This is a genomic window from Amycolatopsis kentuckyensis (genome assembly GCF_002155975.1).
In the GTDB taxonomy this organism is placed as follows: Bacteria; Actinomycetota; Actinomycetes; order Mycobacteriales; family Pseudonocardiaceae; genus Amycolatopsis; species Amycolatopsis kentuckyensis.
In genome coordinates this window covers 41,901-52,299 of the sequence record NZ_MUMI01000432.1, presented here as the reverse complement: position 1 = coordinate 52,299, position 10,399 = coordinate 41,901, and the positions used below count along the sequence as shown (strand labels likewise).

Below are 10,399 nucleotides of genomic sequence, written 5' to 3'. Positions count from 1 at the left end.
CGGCCTGCCCGAGCGCCAGCCGGGCCTCGACGTGGTCGTCCACGGCGTCCGCCCGCAGCTCGTCGAGCCGGGTGGCCTGCGGGGCGGCGAACGGCGCATCGGCCAGGTCGGTGAACGCGGGCCCGCGCCACAGCGCCAGCGCCTCGCCCAGCACGTCCGCCGCCCGCGTGTGCTCGGCGTTCTTCAGCAGCGTGCGGCCCTCGCGGACGAGCCGTTCGAAGCGGTGAACGTCCACTTCGTCCGGTGCGACGGCCAGCCGGTACCCGGCCGCGGTGAACTCGACCGGCGCGAGGTCTTTCAGCGCCGTCCGCAGCCGCGACACCTGCGACTGGAGGGCGTTCGCCGCGCCGTCCGGCGGGTATTCGCCGTACATGCCGTCGATCAGCCGCTCGGCCGACACGAACCGGCCGGCCTCGAGGGCGAGCAGCGCCAGCAGCGTCCGCGACCGCGGGCCGCCCACCGCCACCTGCGTGCCGTCGGGGCGCCACGCGGCGACGGCCCCCAGCACCCCGAATCGCATGGACCCAGCCTAAGACGTCCCCCACCTGCGGCGGGCGTCACTCCACAGGGGAGTTCGGCGTGGTCCTGTGAATCACCTGAGCGTGCGTCTATACACTTCGCCGGGTCCCCACGCAATGGGAGAGGTATGTCGTCCGAGAGCATTGCCCTAGGTCAACCCACCGTGGGCGAAGAGGAGCTCGCTGCCGTAGCCGAAGTCTTCCGCTCCGGCTGGCTGGCCGGTGCCGGCCCGGCGTGCCGTCGCTTCGAAGAGCGGTTCGCCAAGGTCACCGGCACGGCGCACGCGCTGACCACCGCGAACTGCGGCTCGGCGCTCTTCCTCGGGCTCAAGGTCCTCGGCGTCCAGCCGGGCGACGAGGTGATCGTCGGCGACTACACGTTCCCGGCGACCGGCCACGCCGTCGTGCAGGCCGGCGCGAAGCCGGTGTTCGCCGACATCCGCCCGGACGTCTTCAGCGCGGACCCGGCGCACGTCGAAGCCCTGGTCACGCCGAAGACGGTCGGCATTCTCGCGGTCGACGTCGCCGGCCAGCCCGGTGACTTCGACGAATACCGCGCGATCGCCGACAAGCACGGTCTCTGGCTCTTCGAGGACGCCGCCTGCGCCGCGGGAGCGACGTACCGGACGCGCCCGGCCGGCAGCCTCGCCGACCTCGCCGCGTTCTCCTTCCACGGCCGCAAGGGCATCACCGCGGGCGAGGGCGGCGCGCTGGTCTCCGACCGGGAAGACCTCATCGCGCACGCCCGCAAGCTGCACACCTACGGCATCGAGCCGGCCATCAGCCGCGAAGGCTCGGACACGCTGCCCATCCCGGAGTTCCACGAGCTCGGCTACAACTTCCGCCTGTCGGACGTCCAGGCCGCGATCATGAACGTCCAGCTCGACCGCCTCCCCGACCTCCTCGCCGCCCGCCGCTCGGTCGCGAAGCGCTACCACGAGGCGTTCGCCGACGTCGGTGCGCTGACCGTGCCGGTGGAGCTGCCCGACCGCGAGCACCCGTGGCAGGCCTACCTGCTCACGGTCGCGCCCGAAGTCAGCCGCGACACGCTGGCCCTGCGGATCCGCTCCCAGGGCGTCCAGTGCAACTTCGGCACGTACGCCTCGCACCTGCAGCCGATCTACGGGCCTCAGGCCCCGCTGCCCGTCTCGGCCGACGCGTTCGCGCGTCAGCTCGCCATCCCGATGCACGCCAACCTCACCGACGCCGAAGTCACGCGCGTCGCCGAGGTCGTGCGCGAAGCCGTGCAGTCCCTGTCCTGAAGCCACCGACCGAGGAGAAATTGGTGTCCGACAAGAAGGTGCTCTTCACCGGGGGCGGTGGCTTCATCGCCGCGCACGTGATCCCGCTGCTGCTCGAAGGCGGCTACACGGTCCGGATCTTCGACAACATGACCCGCGGCGACCGCGCCCGGGTCAACGAGTTCGTCGCGACCGGCCGGGTCGAGCTGGTCGAGAAGGACGTCCGGTACGGCGGCGCGGTGCGCGAGGCGATGCGTGGCTGCACGCACGTCATCCACTTCGCGACGGTGTCGATCAACAAGTCGATCGCCGACCCGCACGAGTCGATCGACATCAACATGATCGGCAACCACAACGTGTTCGCGGCGGCCGCGGACGAGGGCGTCGAGCGGCTGGTGTTCGCCTCGACCGCGTCGGTCTACGGCGACCCGAAGCGGCTGCCGATGCACGAGGACGACGAGCTGCGCCCGCTGACGCCGTACTGCATCTCCAAGCGCGCCGGCGAGGACCTGCTCGGCTTCTACGAGCGCCAGAAGGGCCTGTCCTGGAACGCGCTGCGGTTCTTCAACGTGTACGGCCCCGGCCAGAAGATCGAGGCCTACTACACGTCGGTGATCAACCACTTCATCCAGCGCCTGCGCAACGGCCAGCCGCCGATCATCGACGGCCGCGGCGACCAGTCGATGGACTTCGTGCACGTCACCGACCTCGCGCACGCCGTCGTCGCGGCGCTGGAGTCGGAGAAGGCGAACGTGCCGATCAACATCGGCACCGGCATCGACACGTCGATCGCGGCGCTGGCCAAGATCCTCATCGAGGCGGTCGGCGTCGACGTCGAGCCGCTGTTCAACGAGCGTGACGTGCTGGTCTCGCGGCGCGCCGCCGACATCAGCCGGGCGCGGGACGTGCTGGGCTGGGAGCCGCGGATCACCGTCGAAGACGGCATGCGGGATCTGGTCAAGGAAACGGAGTGAACACCACCGCGGGGCCGGCCCAAGGGCGTGCGATGCGCATCGCGGTGGTGAACAACTTCTTCCCGCCGCGCGTGGGCGGCAGCGCGCACATGGCCGCCTCGCTGGCGGCGCAGTTCGCCGCGGCCGGGCACGAAGTCCTCGCGATCACGGCGGCGTACGGCGAGGCCCCGGCCGAGGAGGAGCGCGACGGCTACCGCGTCGTGCGCTTCCCCGCGGTGAAGATGCCGCAGATCGGCCTGTCGATCGACTTCGACATGAGCTTCGCGTCCCTGCGGCCGGGCAACTGGCGGCGGCTGTGGAAGCTGCTGGACGAGTTCCGGCCGGACGCCATCCACCTGCACGGCCAGTTCTTCGACCTCTCGTGGCTGGCCGGCATCTGGGCCCGGCGGCACGGCGTCCCGGCGCTGCTGACCATCCACACCCTGCTGATCAGCGACAACAAGCTGTACGGCGGCGTGTTCCGGCTGCTCGACGCGGTGCTCGTGCGGCCTCTCCTGGCCTACATGCGGCCCCGGTACGTCATCCTCGACAAGCTCGGCGTCGACTACTGCGTCGTGCGGTACGGGACGAGCGACGCGAACTCCGAGTACTTCCCGATCGCCGTCGACACCGGGCACTTCGCCAAGCCGGTGACGAAGGACGTCCGCGCGGAGCACGGGATCGGCGACGCACCGCTGATCGTGTCGCTGGGCCACGTCATCCCGCTGCGCAACCGGCTGCCGCTGATCGAGGCCCTCCCGGCCATTTTGGACAAGCACCCCGGGGTGCGGGTGGTCGTCGTCGGCCGCGTGTACCACGACGCGTTCCTGAAGCGCGCCGCGGAGCTGGGCGTGTCGGACGCGCTGATCGTCACGGGCGCGGTGCCGAAGGAGGACGTCCCGGCGTACTTCGCGGCCGCGGACATCGTCACGCACGACCTCAACGGCGGCTGCGGCACGGCGTCCCTGGAGGCGATGCTGTCGGGCACGGCGACGATCGCGTCGGTCACCGAGGACAACTACCCGGGCATCGAGCTGCGCAACGGCGAGAACGTGCTGCTGGTGCGCCCGGACGACGCGGAAGCCGTGGCCCGCACGGTGATCGAGCTCTTCGACGACCCGGAGAAGCGGGCCCTGATCGCGCAGCGCGAGAGCGAGCTGGTGCGGTCGAACTTCGGCCTCGACGTCGTCGCGGAAGAGCACCTCAGGACCTTCGAGAAGCTGGTGTCGGAAGCCGATGTTCTTCGATGACGAGCGCAGCCACCGGCTGCGCCCGCAGATCCTGACCGAGCTCGTCTCGCAGTACATGAACGACGCCGAGCGCGCTCAGTTCTACGGGCTGCCTTCGACGTGCCGCGTCCGCGAGCGCGTGAAGATCATCAGCCCGGAGAACCTGAAGATGGGCGACCACTGCTGGGTGGGTGAAGGAGCGGCCCTCGACGCGAGCGGCGGCCTGGAGATCGGCGAGCACACCAGCATCGGGCTGAACACGCTGATCTTCACGCACTCGAGCTGGCTGGCGAACATGACGCTGCAGAACCACTCGGGCAGCGACCTGATCGAGCGCAAGCCGGTGAAGATCGGCAAGGGCTGCTTCATCGGCGGCCTGGTGGTGATCATGGCGGGCGTGACGATCGGGGACTTCGCGACGGTCCAGCCGAACTCGGTGGTGGCGAAGGACGTCCCGCCGCGGACCCTGGTGGCGGGCAACCCGGCGCGGGTGTTCCAGCGGTACGACGAGGAGTACATCCAGTCCGAAGTGGACCGGGTGCGGGCGGAGAACGCGCGTCGCCGGGAGATCGCCGAGGAACGCGGCGGAGATGCGTCCGGCTGGGGCGCGCCGTCGGGGGACTTCTCGGAGTAGGCCCCGGACGTGGATGACGGCGGCACCGGCGCCGAACGCCGATACCGCCGTCGTGAAACCGCCCGATCCTCCCGGCGGTGAAGTTCTACGCACGGAACCGCACGGTCCGCCCGCTGGACAATCTAGTACTCAGTGACCGAGCGCAAGATATCGGTTACACAACGTTTCGGCAGCTGCCGGCCGTCCGGCGAACCGTGGCAAGCTGGGCGAGCAACCTTTCCTCGGCCCGGCCGTCGCTGGGAACGACGAAACGAGGTGATCCATGGCGCGCGGCGACGAAGAGTTCGCGGAGTTCGTCCGCGCGTCGTCGGCTCGGCTCACGCACGCCGCGTTCCTGCTCACCGGTGACCGCCACCAGGCGGAGGACGCCGCCCAGACCGCCTTCACGCGCACCTACGCGGCTTGGTCGCGGGTCCGGCACAAGGACGCCTACGGCTACGCCCGGACCGTCCTGGTGAACCACGTCATCGACGGCTGGCGGCGCCCCATCCGCGAGTACGCCACCGAAGCCCTGCCCGAGCAGCAGGACCGCCTCGACGTCGGCAAGGCCGTCACCCAGCGCGCGTGGCTCACCGCGGTGCTCAAGACGCTCACCGACCGCGAACGCGCCGTCGTCGTGCTGCGCCACTTCTTCGACCTGCCCGAAGCCGACGTGGCCCGTGAGCTCGGCGTTTCCCTGGGTACCGTGAAGAGCACGAACTCGCGGGCGCTGGCCAAGCTGCGGGTCGAGGCGGACCCGGAGGACACGCTGATCGGAGGGAGCGGGCGGTGAACGAGCTCGAAGACTTCCGCGCCGTCCTCCGGCAGCCGCCCGAGGAGCCCTTCGCCGAACCCGACCTGGCCAGGATCATGGCCGACGGGACGCGCATCCGCCGTCGCCGACGGCTGCTGACCGGCGCCGGCGGGGTCGCCGCCGCGGCCGCCGTCGTGCTCGTCGTGGTGTTCGCCATCCAGCTGCGGCAGCCCGCGACGGCGCCGGTCGCGCAGCCACCGTCGCCGTCGCTTTCCACGACGTCCCCGGCACCGCCCGCGGAACAGCCGATCGGCGACGTCGTCGGCACCGGGATCCGGACGCCGTCGGGCGAGCTCGTCTTCTACGCGCGGGCCGTCGACGCGCCGGAGCTGCCGGGAGTCCGCTTCGGCCTGGTGGCCGGCTTCCGGTCCGGGACGTCGCTGCAGTCCCTGCTGGCGACGAACGAGTTCCGCGGGTCCGACCGGTCGTTCGGCTTCCACGCCACCGACGGCGGCGAGACCATCGGCAACCAGGTCATCCCGGTGTTCGGCTACTTCGCCGGCCCGGCGGCGCGGATCACGACCACGGTGCACGGCCAGACCGTCGAGGCGAACCTGGCCAAGTGGACCGCGGACCCCGAGGTGGTCATCTTCTGGTTCAACCCCGACGTCGTCCCCGACTCCGCCGTCCTGACGCCCCTGATCGCCTACGACGCCGACGGCAAGCGGCTCACCAAGTAGGCGGTACCCGCCCACCCGAAGCGGGCGTATGACGTGAATCGTGACCTCTCGACGAGCGTTCCTCACGGCCACGGCCGCTTTGGGCATGGTTGCCGCCGCTCCGGCCGGCGCCGCCGAGCTCGGGGACCGCGGGCCCGGTGGCCCGGTCCGCCCGCAGCGTCCCGACGCGGAGCTGCGGGCCCTCCTCCGCCAGGTCGACGAACGGCGGATCGAAGCGACCGTGCGGCGGCTGGCCGCGTTCGGCACCCGGCACACGCTCTCCGCCCAGGACGACCCGGTCCGCGGCATCGGCGCCGCGCGTGACTGGCTCTTCGCGCAGTTCCAGCGGATCGCGGCGGGGTCCGGCGGACGGCTGGGCGTCGAGCTCCAGTCGTACGTCCAGCCGCCCGCCGACCGGATCCCGGTGCCGACGAAGATCACCAACGTCGTCGCGACGCTGCGCGGGGCCACCGATCCCGGCCGCGTGTACGTCGTTTCGGGGCACTACGACTCGCGCCGCAGCGACGTCATGGACTTCACCGGGGACGCGCCGGGCGCCGACGACGACGCTTCGGGTGTCGCGGTCGCCCTGGAGCTGGCCCGGGTGCTCTCGACGCGGCAGCCGGCCGCGACGATCGTCTTCGCCGCCGTCGCGGGTGAAGAGCAGGGCCTGTACGGCTCGCGGTACATGGCGCAGCAGTTCAAGGCGGCCGGCACCGACGTCCAGGCGATGTTCACCGACGACATCGTCGGCTCGAGCCGCGCCGACGACGGCACCCGCGACCCCTTCACGATCCGCCTCTTCGCCGAAGGCGTCCCGACGGCGGAAACCCCGGCCGAGGCAAGCCTGCGCCGCAGCATCGGCGGCGAGAACGACTCCCCACCGCGGCAGCTGGCCCGGTTCGTGAAGTCCGTGGCGGAGAACGACGCCACCGGCATGACGGTCCGGGTCGTCCACCGCCGCGACCGCTACCTGCGCGGCGGTGACCACATCGGCTTCCTGGAACAGGGCTACCCGGCGGCGCGGTTCACCGAGCCGAACGAGGACTTCGCCCACCAGCACCAGGACGTCCGCGTCGAAAACGGTGTCCGGTACGGCGATCTGCCGGAGTTCTGCGACTTCCCGTTCACCGCGCGGGTCGCCCGGGTGAACGGCGCCGCGCTGTGGTCACTGGCCACGGCCCCGGGCACGCCGAAGGGCGTCAAGATCCGCACGGCGGCCCTGACGAACGACTCGGAACTGCTCTGGACCGCCACGCCGGGCGCGTCGAGCTACGAGGTCCTGTGGCGCGAGACGACGGCGCCGGACTGGACGCACGCCATCGACGTCGGCCCGGCGCTGACGGCGAAGATCGACCTGTCCAAGGACAACGTCTTCTTCGGCGTCCGCGCGGTGGGCCCCGGCGGTCACCGGAGCCCGGCCGCGTTCCCGGCGCCGGTGAGCTAGGCCGCCGCCTGCGTCAGGACCTGCTCGACGACGTGGTGCGACGGCAGGATCAGGTCGCGCTCGGTGTCGGCGTCGACCTTGCCTTCGAGGAGGTCGCAGAACCGGTCCAGCTGCGTCGCGAGCGGCTCCCGGGCCGTGATGAGCTCGGGGATCTCGATGACCGTCTGCTGCCGGTAGCCGAGGCCGTCCGGGGTCACGGAGTCGTGCGAGATGTGCCGGTAGATCGTGACGTCCCGGCGCAGCAGGTCGATCTCGATCAGCCGGTCGAGCTCGGACACCATCAGCGACCGGACCTTGCGCTGCCCCAGCCGGGACGCCGACACCGTGGCCAGGCCGGTCGGGAACGACAGCACCGTCTCGATGGTGTCCTCGGCGCCCTCGACCGACGACGGGTGGAAGTAGCCCGCGCCGGACGTCACGCGCGCCGGCGTCGCGCCGCCGAAGAACTGGATCGCCAGGTCGACGTCGTGCACCAGCAGGTCCCACGCGACGCCGGTCTTGATCCGCGGCGCGTACGGGCCGTGGCGGCGGGCCATCAGGTGGATCGGCTCCTGGACCAGCGCCAGCGCGGTCATCACCGCCGGGTTGTAGCGCTCCAGCAGGCCGCACATCAGCGGGATGTCGTTCTTCGCCGACAGCGAGACGATTTCCTGGGACTTCTCGAAGCTGTTGCAGACCGGCTTCTCGACCAGCATCGGCTTGCCCTGGCGGAAGATCTCCTGCGCCAGGTCGTAGTGCACCTCGGTGGCCGACGCCAGCACCACGGCGTCCACATCGGACAGCGAGCCGATCTCCGGCGTCCACCGCGTTTCGTACCGCTCGGCGACGGCCTTGCCCGCTTCCTCGCGCGGATCGATCACGCGGACCAGGTCCACGCGCTCGTTCCCGGCGAGCACGCGGGCGTGGAGGGAACCCATGTTCCCGGAACCGACAAGAGCGATCCGATGCGTCATGCGCCCAGTACCTCGCGAACGGTTTCGATGATGGTGTCCAGGTCGGACTCGGTCAGGTGCGGGTGCACCGGCAGCGACAGCGCCTGCTGCGAAACGGCGTGGGCCACCGGGAAGTCCTCGACGCGCGCGCCCGGGATCAGGTCGTGACCCGCGTAGCAGTCGTAGTCGAAGACGATCTTGGGGTAGTAGATGCCGTTGCCGATGCCGCGCTCGGTGAGCGCCGCGGCGAGCTCGTCGCGCGAGAGGAACGCGTGCGGCCCGACCAGCACGGTGTACTGGTGCCACACGTGCTCCCGGCCCGGCAGCACCTGCGGGACGTCGAGGCCCGGCGTGCCGGCGAGGCCCTCCGACAGCCGCTTCGCGTTCGCCTGGCGGGCGGCGGTCAGCTGGTCGAGCTTCGCCAGCTGCGGGATGCCGACGGCGGCGTGCAGGTCGGTCATCCGGTAGTTGTGCCCGGCGACCTCGTACTGGTACCGGGCGCGCATGCCCTGGTTGCGCAGCACGCGCAGCTTGTCGGCCAGCGCGTCGTCGTCCGTGGTGATGACGCCGCCCTCGGCGGTGGTGATGTTCTTCGTCGCGTACAGCGAGAAGCAGCCGATGCCGAACGAGCCGGCCTGCTTGCCCTCGAACGACGCGCCGACGGCCTGCGCCGAGTCCTCGATCACCTGCAGGCCGCGCTCGGCGGCCAGGGGCGCGAGCTTGCCCATGTCCGCCGTCTGGCCGTAGAGGTGCACCGGCATCAGGACCTTCGTGCGGTCCGTCACGGCCTTGGCGACGGCGTCGGGGTCGATCGCGAAGTCGTCGCGCCGGATGTCGGCGAAGCGGACGGTCGCGCCGGCCTCGAGGATCGCGTTCAGCGTCGCCACGAAGGTGAACGGCGAGGTGATGACCTCGTCGCCGGGCTTCAGGTCCAGCACCTGCAGGGCCGCGACCAGCGCGGTGGTCCCGTTGTTGACCGCGATCGCGTGCTTCGTCCCGGAGACCGCCGCGAAGGCGTCTTCGAAGCGCTTGACCATCGGTCCCTGTGCGATGGCGCCGGAGCGCAGCACCTCGACGACGAGGTCCTCCGCGTCGCGGACGTCGACCACAGTGATGGGGATCATGGGCAGTCTCTCTCGGCAGGCGATTTCGGTGCGTCCGGTACAGTGAGCCGCCGGTTCTGCGCCCGGCCGCCCTGCAGCAACGCGGGCCACACGTTACCGGGCGCGGTAGCACGCCCAGTACCCAGCCGCCGACGAACGGATACCCGCCCGTGGCCAACCGCATCCACCCGACCGCCGTCATCGGCGAAGGCGTCGAGCTCGGCGAGGACAACGTCATCGGGCCGTTCGCGGTGATCGCCGGGCCGACGCGGATCGGCGACGGCAACTGGATCGGCCCGCACGTGACGATCGGCACGCCCGGCGAAGACCGTAGCCGTCCCCACCCCGCGGCCTGGGAAGACGCCCCGGCCGGTGACCCGGATCACGACGGCCACGGCGTCGTCATCGGCAGCCGCAACCGGATCCGCGAGTACGTGAGTGTCCACCAAGGGACCTGGCGGACAACGACCGTCGGCAGCGACAGCTACTTCCTCCGCAACTCCCACATCGCGCACGACTGCCTGGTCGGCGACGGCGTGACGATCGCCTCCAACGCCGTGACGGGTGGCCACTGCCACATCTGGGACGGCGCCAACCTCGGCATGGGCGCGATCCTGCACCAGAAGGTCGTGATCGGCCCCGGCGCGATGATCGGGATGGGCTCGGCGGTGCGGCGCGAGATCGGCGCGTTCACCATCGCCGTCGGCAACCCGGCCCGCGTCACCGGCGTCAACGTCGTGGGCCTGTCCCGCCGCGGTCTCGACGAGGAGACGATCGAGGCACTCGGGCCGTGGCTGAAGGGCAAGGAAGCTCTCCCGGACGTCACGCTGCCCGGCGACCTCTCTACCTTGGTAAAGGCGTGGGACGCTCGCCCGCGCGACGAGCACTAG

Annotated in this window: 11 protein-coding genes; 8 read left to right on the top strand and 3 right to left on the bottom strand. The window is 70.9% G+C overall.

From position 1 onward, the window contains the following. The coding region (locus tag CCN39_RS35360; protein ID WP_208630518.1) for an AfsR/SARP family transcriptional regulator at positions 1-520 on the bottom strand (520 nt) is incomplete at its 3' end. Between the two features lie 126 nt (positions 521-646). Between CCN39_RS35360 and CCN39_RS35355 the strand changes: the two genes are divergently transcribed. The 7 genes from CCN39_RS35355 (at position 647) to CCN39_RS35325 (ending at position 7,474) form a co-directional block, all read left to right on the top strand. Continuing rightward, entirely contained in the window at positions 647-1,780 is a 1,134-nt protein-coding gene (locus tag CCN39_RS35355; RefSeq protein ID WP_167455274.1) for a DegT/DnrJ/EryC1/StrS family aminotransferase, read from the top strand. Positions 1,781-1,803: 23 nt separating this feature from the next. Continuing rightward, positions 1,804-2,733, top strand: coding sequence for an NAD-dependent epimerase/dehydratase family protein (locus tag CCN39_RS35350; protein ID WP_086849475.1), 930 nt, complete (start codon positions 1,804-1,806; stop codon positions 2,731-2,733). Between the two features lie 32 nt (positions 2,734-2,765). Further along, on the top strand, positions 2,766-3,962 hold the full coding sequence (locus CCN39_RS35345; protein WP_086849484.1) for a glycosyltransferase family 4 protein: 1,197 nt from the start codon (positions 2,766-2,768) through the stop codon (positions 3,960-3,962). Continuing rightward, positions 3,949-4,575, top strand: coding sequence for an acyltransferase (locus tag CCN39_RS35340; RefSeq protein ID WP_086849473.1), 627 nt, complete (start codon positions 3,949-3,951; stop codon positions 4,573-4,575). Before CCN39_RS35345 ends, CCN39_RS35340 begins: the two co-directional genes overlap by 14 nt. Before the next feature lie 262 nt (positions 4,576-4,837). After that, a complete protein-coding gene (locus tag CCN39_RS35335; protein ID WP_086849471.1) occupies positions 4,838-5,347 on the top strand; it encodes a SigE family RNA polymerase sigma factor in 510 nt (169 codons plus the stop codon). After that, positions 5,344-6,048, top strand: coding sequence for a hypothetical protein (locus CCN39_RS35330; RefSeq protein ID WP_086849469.1), 705 nt, complete (start codon positions 5,344-5,346; stop codon positions 6,046-6,048). Before CCN39_RS35335 ends, CCN39_RS35330 begins: the two co-directional genes overlap by 4 nt. An 85-nt stretch (positions 6,049-6,133) precedes the next feature. After that, positions 6,134-7,474, top strand: a complete 1,341-nt coding sequence (locus CCN39_RS35325) for a M20/M25/M40 family metallo-hydrolase (RefSeq protein WP_208630519.1) — start codon at positions 6,134-6,136, stop codon at positions 7,472-7,474. Here CCN39_RS35325 and CCN39_RS35320 read toward each other — a convergent pair. Both CCN39_RS35320 and CCN39_RS35315 read right to left on the bottom strand, forming a co-directional pair. Beyond that, the gene (locus tag CCN39_RS35320; RefSeq protein WP_086849465.1) at positions 7,471-8,427 is read right to left on the bottom strand and encodes a Gfo/Idh/MocA family protein; all 957 of its coding nucleotides are present in this window, start codon (positions 8,425-8,427) and stop codon (positions 7,471-7,473) included. The genes CCN39_RS35325 and CCN39_RS35320 overlap by 4 nt on opposite strands. Beyond that, positions 8,424-9,530, bottom strand: a complete 1,107-nt coding sequence (locus CCN39_RS35315) for a DegT/DnrJ/EryC1/StrS family aminotransferase (protein WP_086849463.1) — start codon at positions 9,528-9,530, stop codon at positions 8,424-8,426. Before CCN39_RS35315 ends, CCN39_RS35320 begins: the two co-directional genes overlap by 4 nt. Positions 9,531-9,679: 149 nt before the next feature. Here CCN39_RS35315 and CCN39_RS35310 point away from each other — a divergent pair, with 149 nt between their 5' ends. Further along, positions 9,680-10,399 carry an acyl-ACP--UDP-N-acetylglucosamine O-acyltransferase family protein gene (locus tag CCN39_RS35310; protein WP_086849461.1) on the top strand — a complete coding sequence of 240 codons (720 nt, stop codon included), beginning with the start codon at positions 9,680-9,682 and terminating at the stop codon, positions 10,397-10,399.

Coding starts and splice junctions, on each gene's coding strand:
- CCN39_RS35320 (WP_086849465.1), bottom strand. CDS start 8,427: ATGACGCATCGGATCGCTCTTGTCGGTTCCGGGAACATGGGTTCCCTC.
- CCN39_RS35345 (WP_086849484.1), top strand. CDS start 2,766: ATGCGCATCGCGGTGGTGAACAACTTCTTCCCGCCGCGCGTGGGCGGC.
- CCN39_RS35355 (WP_167455274.1), top strand. CDS start 647: ATGTCGTCCGAGAGCATTGCCCTAGGTCAACCCACCGTGGGCGAAGAG.
- CCN39_RS35340 (WP_086849473.1), top strand. CDS start 3,949: ATGTTCTTCGATGACGAGCGCAGCCACCGGCTGCGCCCGCAGATCCTG.
- CCN39_RS35335 (WP_086849471.1), top strand. CDS start 4,838: ATGGCGCGCGGCGACGAAGAGTTCGCGGAGTTCGTCCGCGCGTCGTCG.
- CCN39_RS35315 (WP_086849463.1), bottom strand. CDS start 9,530: ATGATCCCCATCACTGTGGTCGACGTCCGCGACGCGGAGGACCTCGTC.
- CCN39_RS35325 (WP_208630519.1), top strand. CDS start 6,134: ATGGTTGCCGCCGCTCCGGCCGGCGCCGCCGAGCTCGGGGACCGCGGG.